Annotated in this window: 11 protein-coding genes; 4 read left to right on the top strand and 7 right to left on the bottom strand. The window is 66.0% G+C overall.

Going from position 1 to position 14,773, the window contains the following annotated elements; genetic code table 11:
• Positions 1 to 232 precede the first annotated feature (232 nt).
• Positions 233 to 454 (top strand): DUF7455 domain-containing protein, encoded by a 222-nt coding sequence (locus AC1D1A_RS15630; RefSeq protein WP_026266251.1) that lies wholly within the window; start codon positions 233 to 235, stop codon positions 452 to 454.
• 257 nt (positions 455 to 711) lie between these two features.
• On the opposite strand, the gene AC1D1A_RS15635 is transcribed toward AC1D1A_RS15630, so the two are convergent.
• The 7 genes from AC1D1A_RS15635 to AC1D1A_RS15665 all read right to left on the bottom strand — a co-directional run bounded on the left by AC1D1A_RS15635 (position 712) and on the right by AC1D1A_RS15665 (position 9,312).
• Positions 712 to 2,049, bottom strand: coding sequence for an RNA polymerase sigma factor (locus tag AC1D1A_RS15635; RefSeq protein WP_018772396.1), 1,338 nt, complete (start codon positions 2,047 to 2,049; stop codon positions 712 to 714).
• 284 nt (positions 2,050 to 2,333) lie between these two features.
• Entirely contained in the window at positions 2,334 to 3,836 is a 1,503-nt protein-coding gene (locus AC1D1A_RS15640) for a DUF4192 family protein (protein ID WP_476948111.1), read from the bottom strand.
• A 175-nt stretch (positions 3,837 to 4,011) separates the two neighbouring features.
• On the bottom strand, positions 4,012 to 4,890 hold the full coding sequence (locus tag AC1D1A_RS15645) for a hypothetical protein (protein WP_476948112.1): 879 nt from the start codon (positions 4,888 to 4,890) through the stop codon (positions 4,012 to 4,014).
• 90 nt (positions 4,891 to 4,980) lie between these two features.
• On the bottom strand, positions 4,981 to 5,637 hold the full coding sequence (locus AC1D1A_RS15650; RefSeq protein WP_476859821.1) for a response regulator: 657 nt from the start codon (positions 5,635 to 5,637) through the stop codon (positions 4,981 to 4,983).
• On the bottom strand, positions 5,634 to 6,893 hold the full coding sequence (locus AC1D1A_RS15655) for a sensor histidine kinase (RefSeq protein ID WP_476948113.1): 1,260 nt from the start codon (positions 6,891 to 6,893) through the stop codon (positions 5,634 to 5,636). Before AC1D1A_RS15655 ends, AC1D1A_RS15650 begins: the two co-directional genes overlap by 4 nt.
• A 114-nt stretch (positions 6,894 to 7,007) precedes the next feature.
• Positions 7,008 to 8,339 carry an MFS transporter gene (locus AC1D1A_RS15660; RefSeq protein WP_476886952.1) on the bottom strand — a complete coding sequence of 444 codons (1,332 nt, stop codon included), beginning with the start codon at positions 8,337 to 8,339 and terminating at the stop codon, positions 7,008 to 7,010.
• Positions 8,340 to 8,373: 34 nt separating this feature from the next.
• Positions 8,374 to 9,312 carry a proteasome assembly chaperone family protein gene (locus AC1D1A_RS15665; protein ID WP_476850450.1) on the bottom strand — a complete coding sequence of 313 codons (939 nt, stop codon included), beginning with the start codon at positions 9,310 to 9,312 and terminating at the stop codon, positions 8,374 to 8,376.
• Positions 9,313 to 9,687: 375 nt separating this feature from the next.
• Here AC1D1A_RS15665 and AC1D1A_RS15670 point away from each other — a divergent pair, with 375 nt between their 5' ends.
• The 3 genes from AC1D1A_RS15670 to sucB all read left to right on the top strand — a co-directional run bounded on the left by AC1D1A_RS15670 (position 9,688) and on the right by sucB (position 14,751).
• Complete coding sequence (locus AC1D1A_RS15670) at positions 9,688 to 11,214, top strand: leucyl aminopeptidase (RefSeq protein WP_476948114.1); 1,527 nt, start codon at positions 9,688 to 9,690, stop codon at positions 11,212 to 11,214.
• A 267-nt stretch (positions 11,215 to 11,481) separates the two neighbouring features.
• Positions 11,482 to 12,867 (top strand): dihydrolipoyl dehydrogenase, encoded by a 1,386-nt coding sequence (gene lpdA, locus AC1D1A_RS15675; RefSeq protein ID WP_018772391.1) that lies wholly within the window; start codon positions 11,482 to 11,484, stop codon positions 12,865 to 12,867.
• A gap of 126 nt (positions 12,868 to 12,993) precedes the next feature.
• On the top strand, positions 12,994 to 14,751 hold the full coding sequence (gene sucB, locus AC1D1A_RS15680; protein ID WP_476948115.1) for a 2-oxoglutarate dehydrogenase, E2 component, dihydrolipoamide succinyltransferase: 1,758 nt from the start codon (positions 12,994 to 12,996) through the stop codon (positions 14,749 to 14,751).
• Positions 14,752 to 14,773: the final 22 nt, after the last annotated feature.

The raw sequence follows: 14,773 nt of genomic DNA on the forward strand, positions 1-14,773 counted from the left end.
AGGATCGGGACAGCCACCGCAGCGTGCGCAGGCGGCAGTCACAGAATTTGACGCACTTCCTAGGTTAGTCGGACTCCGGGTGATCGACGGTCTGCCACTCCCCGCGGGGGCTCTCCGGCCACCCGCCGTTACTGAGACGTGATACGCGGACAGCGAAAGTAGGCCATCCGTGCCATGGTTTGGCCACGAATGCTGGTTATATAGGTATACCGATCTACTAAGGAGGCCGAACATGACAACAGCAGTTGCGGACCGCACACTGACCGCCGCAGACCGGTGCGATCGTTGCGGAGCACAGGCATATGTCCGAGTTGTTCTCGGTGCCTCCGGCGGTGAGCTTCTTTTCTGCGGCCACCACGCACGCGCCGTAGAACCGACACTCAAGCCGCTCAGTTCAGACTGGCATGATGAGACTGACCGCCTTCACCAGAAGGCCCCGGTTCCGGTCGACTAGACCGCACCGGCTTCAGCCCGTCGCCCTACAGGGTTCCGGGCGACCTGAGACCACTGCATCAGGGCCCCTCCATACCGGAGGGGCCCTGATTCGTTAAGTGCTGTTTCGTCAGGTGCCGGTTCGGTTAAGTGCCGTGCACCCGGCTGCGGCGGCAAAAAGCAATGCGGGGTCCCTTCCTGCCCGTTCCTCCGGTGAGGATGGGCGGGAAGAGACCCCGCATTGCTGAGAACCTTTACCCGGTCTGCGACCAGTGGCGCTTAGTCCAGGTAGTCGCGCAGGACCTGTGAGCGCGACGGGTGCCGCAGCTTGGACATGGTCTTGGATTCGATCTGGCGGATGCGCTCACGTGTCACACCGTAGACCTTGCCGATTTCGTCTAAAGTCTTCGGCTGGCCGTCGGTAAGGCCGAAGCGCATCGCTACCACGCCGGCTTCGCGCTCGGAGAGCGTATCCAGCACCGAGTGCAGCTGTTCCTGCAGCAGGGTGAAGCTCACGGCATCCGCGGGAACCACGGCTTCGGAGTCCTCGATGAGGTCGCCGAATTCGGAGTCGCCGTCCTCGCCAAGCGGGGTGTGCAGCGAGATGGGCTCGCGGCCGTACTTCTGGACCTCCACGACCTTTTCCGGGGTCATGTCGAGTTCGAGGGCCAGCTCCTCCGGGGTGGGTTCGCGGCCGAGGTCCTGCAGCATCTGGCGCTGGACTCGGGCCAGCTTGTTGATGACTTCCACCATGTGCACCGGGATGCGGATGGTGCGGGCCTGGTCAGCCATGGCGCGGGTGATCGCCTGGCGGATCCACCAGGTGGCGTAGGTGGAGAACTTGAAGCCCTTGGTGTAGTCGAATTTCTCCACCGCACGGATCAGGCCCAGGTTGCCTTCCTGGATCAGGTCCAGGAACAGCATGCCGCGCCCGGTGTAGCGCTTGGCCAGCGAGACGACGAGGCGGAGGTTGGCCTCCAGCAGGTGGTTCTTGGCGCGCTTGCCGTCGTGGATGACGAATTCGAGCTCGCGCTTGAGTTTCGGGTCCATGGTGCCGTCGTCGGCGGCGATCTTTTCTTCAGCGAAGAGACCGGCCTCGATCCGCAGGGCCAGGTCTACTTCCTGTTCGGCATTCAGCAGGGCGACCTTGCCGATCTGCTTCAGGTAGTCCTTGACGGGGTCGGCGGTGGCGCCGGCAGACATAACCTGCTGCACCGGAGCGTCGTCGTCGTCGGCGTCGGAGTAGACGAAGCCGGAGCCGGTGGTGGCCGCGGCCTTGCCGGCGACTTCCTCGCCTTCTACTTCGTCGCCGAGCTCGGCGGCGTCGGGCGTGATGTCGTCGAGATCCTCTTCGGCGTCGACGTCATCGTCAGACGTACTGGCAGAGTTGCCGGCGGCTTCTGCCGCGGCTTTCGCGCCGGGCTTGGGCCCGCGCTTCTTGGGCTCAGGCTTGGCGACTCCGGTTACGGTGTCGCCACCCTCTGCGGAAGCGGCGTCCTTGACAGCCTTGTTGGCTGCGCGCGTGGCGGCGCGCTTGGCGTTGGTCGCCGCCTTCTTCTCCTCAGGGGACAATTCGGCCTGGTCGGCGGGTTCCTTCTTCGCGGAAGACGGGGTCACTGAAAACCTTTCTAGCTGCGGTCTGCGGAATCACCATACGGGCAACACCACTATGACCCTGTCAAGTCCGTGTTCAACATCAGGTGCAACCACGACCAGCAGAGCCACTTAGTAGAACTGCTGGCGCGGCCTTAATGTTCCCTGTTTCCAAGGAACATTTAGGGCACTTGATACACGGACCCAACCGGGTCTCGGCAACCATTGTCTCACGGTTTTCAGGCCGGGTGCCTTTCGCGACGCCGGGTCGGCGATATCGCGGCGGCTTCGCCCGCCGCGTCAGGACCTCATGCCGCGTCCGGGGCAAACTTCTGCCAGGCCGCCTCCCGCCTGGCAGCCCAGCCGCAAAGGGTGCCGCGCCGGCCAAGCTCCGCCAGCAGTTCCGCGAGCCTGTACCCCGGGTGGCCCTGCAGGGCCTGCCGGTAGAGCGCGTCGGCGTAGGAGCCGCGGCCACGGCACCATTCGATCCAGCCCAGCGCCGTCACGGCGGCTGCCGTTGCCTCCCCGTCACCAAGACGGCCGAGCCGTTCCAGGACCCGCTCGAGCCCGCCCATCAGGGTCCAGTCCGGGACCGACGGCGCCAGTCCGAGCAGGACTTCCCCGTAACCGGGAACAGCCCCGGCAGCAGGCACGGCGCCGGCGGCGGACCCGCCGCTGCCGGGTGCCACCGGCAGAGGCGTCCGCGGAGCGGACTTGGTGCGGGAAGTGCGGCCGGACATTGGACCCGGCAGGGGGCTGGGCGTCGGTCCGAGCCATGAGGCGGGCGTGTTATCGGGGAAAGCGGCGGACCCGGGGTCCGGGTCGAAGATACCGAAGTCCTCGGCGCCGCGTTCGGCCGCGGACCGTCCGGCGGCCGCCATCACCAGGACCGCGTCCCGCCACGACGGAATGCACAGGCTGGCCCGCAGGTAGCCGGCGAGTTCCGGTGAGAGCTGAAGCGGCCGGCCAATGGTCCAGGGATCGGGCGTCCCGGAGCCGGTGGTTCCGGCATCGGTCCCGGAGCCGGTGGTTCCGGCGTCGGTCCCGGCGTCGGTGGTTCCGGGGTCGGGGACGGCACCCCTAGCCACGTCACCCGCGGTGGGGAAAGGAAGGTGCTCCTGGCCAATGGCGGCCTGCATGGCCATCATCCAGACGTCGAGGACCTGGTCGAATTGGGCCCGGTCCCGCCGTCGAGGAGAGAATTGCTCCGCCCAGCCGCACTCGGCAAGGCTCACCGCGGGGTCCACCGGCAGCGGCGCCGGGGTGGTCCCCTGGGCGCCGGGGACCGCGCCGACGCTGCTGCCGCGGTAGACCATCTCGGCGTTGAGCCTGCTGTTCCTGATCTGTTCGACCGGACGGCCGGGCATCCCACAGCATTCCGGATCGCTGCAGTCTGCGTTGCGCCAGAACTCAGTACCGATAATCCAGGCGTCCCTCACGGGCAATCCGGCTGCCTCAAGGGCAAGCTCGAGTTCTTTGAGCAAGTCCGCCCACGCATGGCCGTCGCCGGCGCTGTCCGTCTGCGTGTCGGCGCCGGCCTCAGCGTCAGTGAAGAAGGCCAGCAGCGAACCGTCAGCCGCGTCGTCCGCCTGCAGATAGGCCACGACATTCCGGGCAAAACCGGCCAGCATGTCCCTCCGGCCTGAGCCGCCTCCGGGCACGGGGAGGTCGACCCGCAAGGTGGCTCCGAGGCGTTTGCCCTGCAAGGTCATGGCCACGAGGCTGTCTTCCGGCCAGTAACCGAGGGAGTGCGGGATGAAGCCCAGAATGTCTTCGGGGCCGGTAATTCTCAGGTGATCGGGAGCTGTCATAAGTCCAGCTTCGCGGCGGCTGCGTCCCCGGCGACAGTACCGGGTTGCGCTATGTGGATAACCGCGACGAAGTCGGAACCACTATGGCGGAACCAGCGCCAACGGGCGGTGTCCTCCCCCCGCCCCCCGAATGCTGACAGGACGCCGGCCTTTCGCCAAACCGCACTAAACCGCACTATTTCGATGCAGTGGCCTCCACCGTTGCCGCGTTCGCGTCCGCGGCGCGGCGAATCTCTTTGACCTTCGCGATCTGCGGGGCGAGTTCCTGCATGCGGGTTGTCAGGTATTTGTCCAGGACTTTGTCCAGGGCAGCGTGGAACCCGGTCTTGTCCCGGCAGACGGCGTCGGTCACGGCGATTCTGAACTCTTCCTGGCCGCCCGCAGTTTTACCGGCATCGGCGGCCTGCCCCGGGTTAGAAAACGAGGCGTAAGGGGTTTCCTTCATGCAGGCCGCCCAGTCAGCGACTGCTTTGGTAATGCCCGAGTCGCCGGAGGCGGACAGGGCGGCCGGGAAAAACCAGTTGGAGGCGATGCCGGTGGCGAGCATGTAGTTTTCCGCGCTGCCGTAGATCTGTGTCATGGCTTCGCCGCGGCATCCGCCGGAGGACGTTCCCATACCGTCCACCGTGGTCATTGACGCGGTGTCCCCGGGCCCGGTGAGTGCCTTGGTGAAGGCTGGATTGGCGAAGATTTTGCCGTCTGCGGACCCGGGAGCCGGCTCGTGAGGTCCCTGCGGTCGGGTGCTGGCGTAGCCGCTGGCTTTGGCGGCGTCGACCGTGAGCCGTTTGAATCCGATGGCTCCGTTGAGGTCCATAGTCGTCTCGGAGGCGGGCGGTGTGTAGTCGAAGCCGGCCTTGGCCATGCAGCGGCGGACAGCCTCCTGCATGCCCTTTTCGGCTATCGGATCTGTTGAGGCGTAGGCCTCTGCCTGGCGGATGATCCCTGGGACGGGCTCCGGGGACGCGGTGACCGACGCGGCCGGGATGGCGGCCGCGGCCAGGGCGGCGCCGGTGCCTACGATCAGCACGGCAGCGCCGAAGATCTTCTTTTTCATGGTGGCTCCTTCGGTTGTTTTGGGCAAAGCGGTGGCTGTCCTTCCCGTATTGGGACGGCGTCGGAGGGTGGGGCGGTGCTGCTGTGAGGGCTAGTTGAGGACGTTGTTTTCGTAAGCGAAGGCGACGAGCTGGATGCGGTTCTTCAGCTTCAGTTTCGCCAGGATGCTGCCGACGTGGGATTTCACAGTGGCTTCGCTGAGTACCAGTGAGGCCGCGATTTCGGCGTTTCCCAGCCCTTTGGCGGTAAGGAGAAACACGTCGCGCTCCCTTCCGGACAGGTCTGCCAGCGCGGCGTCGTTCCCGGAAGAGGGCGTGGTGTAGTCGCGTAGCAGTTCGTTGGTGATGGCCGGAGCGATGACTGAGTGCCCCGAGTGAACCGTTCGGATGGCGGCCAGCAGGAAGTCCGGTGTGGTGTCTTTGGTCAGGAAACCGGCGGCGCCGGCCTGGATGGCTCGGACGACGGCTTCGTCATGCTGGATCGTGGTCAGCACGATGATTTTGGTGGCAGTTCCAGTGGACTTTTCCAGGATCGTCCTTGTGGCCGTGATGCCGTCCATGACAGGCATGCGGATGTCCATGAGGAGCACATCAGGGGAGGTCTCCTGCACGAGTTCGACGGCGGCCTCTCCGTTGACGGCTTCGCCGACAAGGTCCATGTCCGCCTGGCTGCGCAGAATCATTTTGAGCCCGGCGCTGAACAGCGGCTGGTCATCGGCCAGGGCAATCCGGATCGGTGTGGTCGTCATGGTTGTGCTCCCTCCAATGAGCGCAGGCGGGGCCCGTTGGAGGCGGCCGCTGCCTGCTGCCTAGGTCCGGCCGACGGGAGGAAGGCCAGTACTTCGAAGGTCTCTTCGCCGCGGACTGTTTCCACCCATCCGCCGGCGGCTGCGGCGCGGGCTTTCATTCCTGCTATCCCGCGGCCCGATGGGGTGGCCTTTGTCGTCGCGGCCGGGCTGGTGATCAGCGAGGAGTTGATGCGGAGCTCAAGGGATCCTGCCGTCCACACCAGGTGCAGGTGCGTACCCTGGCTCCGGTCTCCGTGCTTGAAGGCGTTTGTGAGGCTTTCCTGCGCCAGGCGGTAGACCGTTAGCTGCTGGGCGGCGGTCATGTCCCATAGCTGGCCCGTCGTTTCGATCGTGACCGCCATGCCGCTGGAGCTCAGACGGTCGGCAAGAATCACCAGGTCTTCAATTTTGTGAGTCGGTTGGTTGCTGAGCTCCGTGGAGAAGCCTTCGATGAGCCGGCGCGTTTCGACAAGGGCGGTCCTCGCCGATTCGGCGATGACCTTGGATGCTTCTTCCACGGTTTCCGGTTCTGTGCGGTGGATGAAGCGTATTCCGTCGGCCTGGGCCACGATGACTGTCAGTGAATGTGCCAGGACGTCGTGGAGCTCCCCGGCGATTCTGTTGCGTTCTTGTTCGATGGCGAGTTCGGTCGCGGTCTCCCGCAGCCGTGTTTCCGCCGCGAGCTGCGCCCTTCGGCTCCTCGAGGCGTTGTTTACTGCCACACCGACGGCCCAGGCGGCGAGGTTCAGGGCGGCGAAGGCTCCAAAGATCAGAAAGGCGTAGGTGAGGGTTCGCAGTAATCCCCTGCCGTAGATCGGGCTGGCGAAGATGATGTTGATCCAGGTCTGGTCGGTGAACCAGTTGACGGTGATGATGCCGGCAAATACGACAGCAGCAACGGGGAGGACCCACCGGTTCCGGGCTTTCCAGCCGATGACGGCGACGAAGATGACCACCGGAACGACAGCGTAGCTCAGCACGCCCGAGAGAAAGACCAACGGGAAAACCTTCAGGCTCTGCAGGGCCAAGGCGGCGAAAACCAGCCCCACGGCAGCGGCCGGCAGGACCTCGGCCACAGCGACGCCGGTCAGGAGCGCCAACAGAAGGGCGCTGTTCTGGTCGAAATGTCGCTCCTCCAGGATAAAGAGAGTCCCCAGAAGCAGCACGGACGTGGCCGGTGCCGCGAGGAGCCTCAGAGACTGGATCGGTTTGAACATGCCTTCACCCTAAGCTGGCGTCCACATCTCCAACGCTCGTTCTGAGTTAGTTCAACCCCGATAATGAACAACTTCAGCCATACGGATGACCGATCAGCCCGGCCCACCACATATTCAGGGCGTGCGGCGGCGCTCCGCGACCAGCCTGCGCTGCTCGGCCAGGGACTTGAGCAGGGGTGGAACCATGACTCCCTGGGCCGCCATTTGGCGCCGGACCTTCCGCCGGGTCACCACGATGGCTCCTGCTCCCCCGGCCAGCAGCAGGAACTGCACGCTCAGGGCCACGCGGAACGGATCCAGGCCGTAGAGCTCCCCCTGCGAGAACCCGGTGGCATGCAGGACGTCGAGCACCAGCCCGATCAGGTAAATGGACACGAGCGCGGCGATGAAGCCACCCACGTTGACGATCCCGGTGGCGGTGCCGAGCCGGTGGGCCGGGTTGAAGGTCCGGGCGAAATCGAAGCCGATCATGGAACCGGGGCCGCCGACGGCGAGGGTCACCACCAGCGCAGCCAGGAGCCAGAGCGGCGCGCGTCCCGGCACCAGCAGAACTGCCGCCCAGGCGGCAGCGGTGCATCCGGAAATGAGCAGCACCATAGTGGAGCGCCGCAGCGGATGCCGGGCAACGAATCTGCCCATCAGCGGTCCGGCGGCGATGGCGCCGGCGACGTACAGCGCCATGAGGGCCGAGACCGTGCCGCGGTCCAGTCCCTCGGCGGAAATCAGGAAGGGGTAGCCCCACGTCATGGCAAAAACCGTGCCGCTGAACTGGACGGTGAAGTGGCTCCACAGCCCCAGCCGGGTCCCGGGTTGCCGCCAGGCGTGCGCCAGCGAGATGCCAGTGGCGCGCAGCCCTTGGGACTGTGCCGGTGGGGGGTGCCCGGGCGGAAGGTCCTGGAGCAGGATCAGGACCAGCACGACGGCGAGGCCGGACATCGCGGCGAGCGTCAGGAAGGCCGGGGTCCACCCCGCGGAGTGCAGGATCATGGCGAACGGCACCACGCTGAAGAGCTGGCCGAGCTGGCCGGACATGCCGGTCAGCTGCGTCAGGAGCGGGACGCGCCCCGGGGCGAACCAGAGCGGGATGAGCCGGATGACGGAAATAAACGTCATGGCGTCACCGGCGCCCACCAGGACGCGTCCCAGGACTCCGCCGGGTATGTTGTCGGCAAACGCCAGCTGAAGCTGGCCGAGTCCCATCAGGACACCACCGCCCGCCAGCATCGCGCGGGAGCCGAACCGGTCCACCAGAATGCCCACGGGAATCTGCAGCGCCGCATAAACCAGCAGCTGCAGCACGGTGAAGAAGGAGATCTCCGCGGCGCTGGCGTGGAAGCGTTCCGTTGCCTCCAGGCCGACCACCCCGAACGAGGTCCGTTGGCTGACCGCCACGAGATAGGCGAAGATCCCGACGATCCAGATCAGCCAGGCGCGGGGAGAGGTCACTCCCCCATTATGCCCGGTTCATGATAAATAGTATTTATTCGCCGGGTTCTTTACGGGCCAGGTACGCCTCGACGGCGGCACCAAGGGCGTCGGCATTGGGGAGCTGGTCGTTCTCATCAGCCAGCAGCGACCTCCGGACCGTCCCCTCGGCCTTTTCGTCGTACCGGGTCTCCAGCCGTGAGACCACCTGCTGGACCTCCTCGGATGCCTCGATCTGCTCGGCTATCTGCCGGCCCACCTCGCGTCCCGCCTCGCGCAAACGATCGGTCGGCAGCATGAGCGACGTTGCCGCGCCCAGGTACTCGAGCCCGGCCACGGCGGCCGTGGGGTACTCGGCTTCGGCCAGGTAGTGCGGCACATGGATCACATAGCCGGCGATGTTCCGGCCGGCCTCCGTCAGCCGCAGCTCGAGGATGTGGCCCACCGCGGCCGGCACCTCCACCGTGGGCTTCCAGACCGAGATTCCCTCGATCAGCTCCGGCCGGTTGCCGTGCACGGTCACACCGACCGGCCGGGTGTGGGGCACGGGCATCGGGATCGAATGGATCCAGGTGACGAGGTTGACGTCGAGCTCTTCGACGAGGCCGACGACGGCGCGAGCGAAGCGCTCCCATTGCAGGTCCGGCTCGAACCCCGCGAGGAGCAGGAACGGGCTGCCCAGTCCGTCGACCAGCCGGTAGAGCGCCAGGCTCGGTGCCTGGTAGTCCTGCAGGTGGTCCTCGACGAAGCTGACCTGCGGGCGCCGGGACCGGTAGTCGATCAGCTGGTCGGCGTCGAACTCGGCGATCATCTCGGTATCGAGCGTGTCCAGCAGTTCAGCGGTGATCTGCCGGACCACGTGGCCCGCGTCGGCGAAGCCGGTGAACCCCATGACGAGGTTGAGTCCGCGCAGTTCGGTGCTGGAGAACAGCGCGTCATCACGGATATAGAGCGACTGGGGATCCAGCAAAGAGCCGGAAATCCGTTCAATCACGGCGTGTTCCTTTCACGAGGGCGGCGGTGGGAGAAGCGGGGCGCAATCCGCCATTCGGGCGGTGCCTGGCAGAACGGCCAGTCAGGCGGATCCTGCCGGCCAGTCCCATGGAGCACTCACCGCTCCGCAGCGTCTCTACCAATACAACGCCCCGGCGCCCGGGCTAATTCCTGCCCGGGGTGTGCTCCAGCTCTCATTCGATTGAATTTCCGCACGGTCGAGAGACTACGATCGGTGATGGCCCTAGGGCTTGTTTTGCAGACACCGGGTTGCGTCCCAGACCGACGGCGCCCCGGGATCCGTGGCAGGACGCCAAACATGCAGTTCCTGCCGAATATCACCGAGAACCATCACAGAGAATTGAGGACTGTCCTCGTGGTCAAGAATAGTGAAGTCAAACTTAGTGCAGTCGCAGGGGATTTGAAGAAGTCCCCCAGCGATGCCCTCGTCATCGGCGTCGGACAGGGTCCTGACGGCCCCGTTCTGCTCGACAATCCGCTGACGGCCAAGGCCGCGGAGGCCCTGGCGGAATCACTGAGCGTTCTTGGCATCACCGGCGCGGCGGACCAGGCTCACCGGCTGCCCGGCCTGCCCGAGGCGGGAGCGACCATCCTGCTGCTCGCCGGTGTCGGCAAGCTTTCCGCCACGCAGCCGCTCTCCGAGGAGGCACTGCGCCGCGCCGCCGGCTCGGCCGTCCGCCAGCTGGCCGGCGTCGCCACCGTCACCCTGGCCCTGCCCACGACCAGCCTGGCCGAGGTCGCGGCGGTCGCCGAGGGCGCCGCGATGGGCGCCTACTCCTATACGGAGTTCCGGTCCTCCAAGGACGGGCTCAAGGATCCGGTGAAGAACGTCATCATCCGCACCGACTTCGCCACGGACAAGGCGCTGGCGCCTGTCCTGAACCGGGCATCCCTGATCGGCACGGCCGTGAACGCGACCCGCACGCTGGTCAACCAGCCGCCGAGCCACCTCTACCCCGAGTCCTTCGCCGATGCCGCCAAGGAACTGTCCAAGGGCCTGCCGGTGAAGGTGACCGTCTGGGACGAGAAGCGTCTTGAGAAGGAGGGCTTCGGCGGCATTCTCGGCGTCGGCAAGGGCTCCACCCGGCAGCCGCGCCTCGTAAAGGTCGAATACGCCCCGGCGAAGGCCACGGCCAAGATCGCCCTCGTGGGCAAGGGCATCACTTTTGACACGGGCGGCATCTCCATCAAGCCGGCCCTGGGCATGGGTGACATGAAGTCCGACATGGCGGGTGCCGCCGTCGTCCTCAACACCGTCCTGGCCCTCGCGGGCCTCGGGCTGCCCGTCAAGGCGACCGCGTGGCTCTGCATCGCCGAGAACATGCCCTCCGGCGCTGCACAGCGCCCGGCGGACGTTCTGACGATGTTCGGCGGCAAGACCGTCGAGGTCCTCAACACCGACGCCGAGGGTCGCCTGGTCATGGCCGATGGCATCGTCGCCGCCAGCCAGGAATTCCCGGATGCCATCATCGACGTCGCAACCCTCACCGGCGCCCAGCTCATTGCCCTGGGCGACCGCACGGCCGGTGTGATGGGTTCCGACTCCCTTACCGGCGCCATCAAGACCGCCGCGGACCGGGCCGGCGAGCTCGTCTGGCCCATGCCGCTGCCGGAAGAACTCCGGGCCAGCCTCGACTCCCAGGTCGCCGACATCGCCAACATTGGCGAACGCCACGGCGGCATGATGACGGCGGCCGTCTTCCTGCGCGAGTTCGTTGGCAAGGGCAAGGACGGGGAACAGATCCCGTGGGCGCACATCGACATCGCCGGCCCGTCGTTTAATAACGGCAGCCCCTACGGCTACAACCACAAACAGGGCACGGGCTGCACCGTCCGCACCTTGGTGGCCTACGTCGAGGACATCCTCACCAAGACCGTCTAGCGCGCATCGCGGCTTTGTGGCCGGGGCGGCGATGCCTTCCCGGCCACAAAGGCGCGTGACACTGGACACAAGCGCTCCACAAACGCCATGGCAAGGTGGAGCATGTATTAGTGGTTCGCTAAGGTAAACCTTGTTTCCCAGAAGCAGACCCCAATGTAGTAGTCACAAATGAAAGGGAACCGGCCGGCTGGCACAATCACAGCAGACAGGTTCCAAGACCAGATGATGCGTACTCTCGTGTCATCGTTCACGCGAGGGAGCGTTTTAGTGGCCGATCAGGCAACTGCGCAAGAATTCGACATCCTGGTACTCGGCGGCGGCAGCGGCGGCTACGCCACCGCACTGCGTGCTGTCCAGCTTGGCCTCACCGTCGGCCTCATCGAAAAGGGCAAGCTCGGCGGCACCTGCCTGCACAACGGCTGTATCCCCACCAAGGCCCTGCTGCACTCGGCAGAGCTGGCGGACCACGCCCGCGACTCGGCCAAGTACGGCGTCAACGTGACCCTTGACAGCATCGACATCACGGCTGTCAACGCTTACAAGGACGGCATCATTGCCGGCAAGTTCAAGGGCCTGCAGGGTCTGATCAAGGGCAAGAAGGGCATCACCGTCATTGAGGGTGAAGGCAAGCTTCAGGGCACCGACACCGTCGTCGTGAACGGCACCGCGTACAAGGGCAAGAACATTGTCCTCGCGACCGGCTCTTACTCCCGCACCCTGCCGGGCCTGGAAATCGGCGGCAAGGTCATCACCTCCGACGAAGCCCTCACCATGGATTACATCCCCAAGAGCGCGATCATCCTGGGCGGCGGCGTAATCGGTGTCGAGTTCGCCTCGGTCTGGAAGTCCTTCGGCGTCGACGTCACGATCGTCGAAGGCCTCCCGTCGCTGGTTCCGAACGAGGACGCCACGATCGTCAAGGCCTTCGAGCGTGCCTTCAAGAAGCGCGGCATCAAGTTCTCCACCGGTGTCTTCTTCCAGGGCGTCGAGCAGAACGACGACGGCGTCAAGGTCACCCTCGTGGACGGCAAGACCTTCGAGGCCGACCTCCTGCTCGTAGCTGTGGGCCGTGGCCCCGTCACGGCAAACCTCGGCTACGAAGAGGCCGGGATCACGATCGACCGCGGTTTCGTCATCACCAACGAGCGCCTGCACACCGGCGTCGGCAACATCTTCGCCGTCGGCGACATCGTCCCCGGCGTGCAGCTGGCGCACCGCGGCTACCAGCAGGGCATCTTCGTCGCCGAAGAGATCGCCGGCCTGAAGCCGGTCATCGTCGAGGACGTCAACATCCCCAAGGTCACCTACTCCGAACCCGAGATCGCCACTGTCGGCTACAGCGAGAAGGCCGCCAAGGAGAAGTTCGGCGAGGACCAGATCCAGACCCAGGAATACAACCTGGCCGGCAACGGCAAGAGCTCCATCCTGGGCACGTCCGGCCTGGTCAAGCTGGTCCGCCAGAAGGACGGCCCCGTGGTCGGCGTCCACATGATCGGCGCCCGCATGGGCGAGCAGATCGGTGAAGCACAGCTGATCGTGAACTGGGAAGCCTACCCGGAGGACGTGGCCCAGCTGGTCCACGCCCACCCCACCCAGAACGAATCCCTGGGCGAGGCGCATCTGGCGCTGGCGGGCAAGCCCCTCCACGGCTAGCAGCTCCGCCCGCACCACCGCATGAACTCAGAGCTTGGTGCACCCGGCCCGAAAAGCCGGGTGCACTAAGCTCGACCAAGGCAGCAATCATCCGCACTAAAGATCAATAAGGAGAACGGGGACGACATGTCTGAATCCGTTAACTTGCCCGCCCTCGGTGAGAGCGTCACCGAAGGAACCGTCACCCGCTGGCTCAAGCAGGTCGGTGACCGGGTAGAGGTGGACGAGCCGCTGCTCGAAGTCTCCACCGACAAAGTAGACACCGAGATCCCCTCTCCGATCGCCGGCGTGATCGAGGAAATCCTCGTCGCCGAGGACGAGACCGCTGAAGTTGGCGCCCCGCTGGTCCGCATCGGCTCCGGCGACGCCGCCCCCGCAGAGGCTCCGGCCGCAGCCGCCGAAGAGGCACCGGCTCCCGCCGCAGCTGCGCCGGCCGCAGAAGAGGCTCCCGCGGAGGCTCCGGCCGCCGAGGCCCCTGCCGCCGCTCCGGATTCTGCTCCAGCGGGGGAAGGACACGACGTCACGCTGCCTGCCCTGGGTGAAAGCGTCACCGAAGGCACTGTGACCCGCTGGCTGAAGAGCATCGGCGACACCGTAGAGGTCGACGAGCCGCTGCTCGAGGTTTCCACCGACAAGGTCGACACCGAAATCCCGTCCCCGGTTGCCGGAACCCTTCTGGAAATCCGCGTCAACGAGGACGAGACGGCCGAGGTCGGCTCCGTCCTGGCCGTCATCGGTTCCGGCGCAGCGGCACCGGCCGCACCCGGGCCCGCCGCGGCCCCCAAGCAGGAAGCAGCACCGGAAGCTCCCAAGCAGGAAGCGCCGGCCGCCCCCGCACCGGCAGCAGCACCGGAGGCTCCCAAGCAGGAAGCTCCCGCAGCGGCTGCTCCGTCAGCTCCCGCCGCTCCGGCAGCTCCCGCCGCTCCAGCAGCTGCCGCACCGGCAGAGTCCGGCTACGTCACTCCCCTGGTCCGCAAGCTGGCCAACCAGCAGGGCGTCGACATCGCGGCCCTCACCGGCACCGGCGTCGGCGGCCGCATCCGCAAGCAGGATGTGCTGGCAGCTGCCGAGGCAAAGGCAGCACCGGCCGCCTCCGCACCCGCGGCAGCCCCCGCCGCATCTGCGCCGCAAGCCGCGGCATCCGCAGGCGCAGCGTCCTCGCTGCGCGGCACCGTGCAGAAGGCCCCGCGCATCCGCCAGGTCATTGCCCGCCGCATGCGCGAGTCGCTGGACATCTCCACCCAGCTGACCCAGGTCCACGAGGTCGACATGACCAAGGTTGCCAAGCTGCGCGCCAAGGCCAAGAACTCCTTCCAGGCCCAGAACGGCTCCAAGCTGACCTTCCTGCCCTTCATCGCCAAGGCGGTTGCCGAGGCCCTGAAGCAGCACCCGAAGGTCAACGCCTCCTACGACGAGGACAAGCAGGAGATCACCTACCACAACGCCGAGCACCTGGCGATTGCGGTGGACACCGACAAGGGCCTGCTGGTTCCGGTCATCTCGGACGCCGGCAACCTGAACCTGGCCGGCCTGGCCGGCAAGATCGCCGACGTCGCCGACCGCACCCGCAACGGCAAGATCGGCCCGGACGAGCTTTCCGGCGGCACCTTCAGCATCACCAACATCGGTTCGGTGGGTGCCCTGTTCGACACCCCGATCATCAACCAGCCGCAGGTTGCCATCCTCGGCACCGGCGCGATCGTCAAGCGGGCCGTAGTGGTCGCCGACGAGAACGGCGATGACTCGCTGGCCATCCGTTCGATGATGTACCTCTCCCTGACGTACGATCACCGCCTGGTCGACGGCGCCGACGCAGGACGCTTCCTGCAGACGCTGAAGGCACGCCTTGAGGAAGGCGCCTTCGAGGCCGACCTCGGACTCTAGGGTCTAAAAGCGCACACCGACG

The sequence above is a fragment of the Arthrobacter sp. P1_B9 genome, from assembly GCF_056406495.1.

Coding starts and splice junctions, on each gene's coding strand:
- AC1D1A_RS15630 (WP_026266251.1), top strand. CDS start 233: ATGACAACAGCAGTTGCGGACCGCACACTGACCGCCGCAGACCGGTGC.
- AC1D1A_RS15645 (WP_476948112.1), bottom strand. CDS start 4,890: ATGAAAAAGAAGATCTTCGGCGCTGCCGTGCTGATCGTAGGCACCGGC.
- AC1D1A_RS15655 (WP_476948113.1), bottom strand. CDS start 6,893: ATGTTCAAACCGATCCAGTCTCTGAGGCTCCTCGCGGCACCGGCCACG.
- AC1D1A_RS15640 (WP_476948111.1), bottom strand. CDS start 3,836: ATGACAGCTCCCGATCACCTGAGAATTACCGGCCCCGAAGACATTCTG.
- sucB (WP_476948115.1), top strand. CDS start 12,994: ATGTCTGAATCCGTTAACTTGCCCGCCCTCGGTGAGAGCGTCACCGAA.
- AC1D1A_RS15650 (WP_476859821.1), bottom strand. CDS start 5,637: ATGACGACCACACCGATCCGGATTGCCCTGGCCGATGACCAGCCGCTG.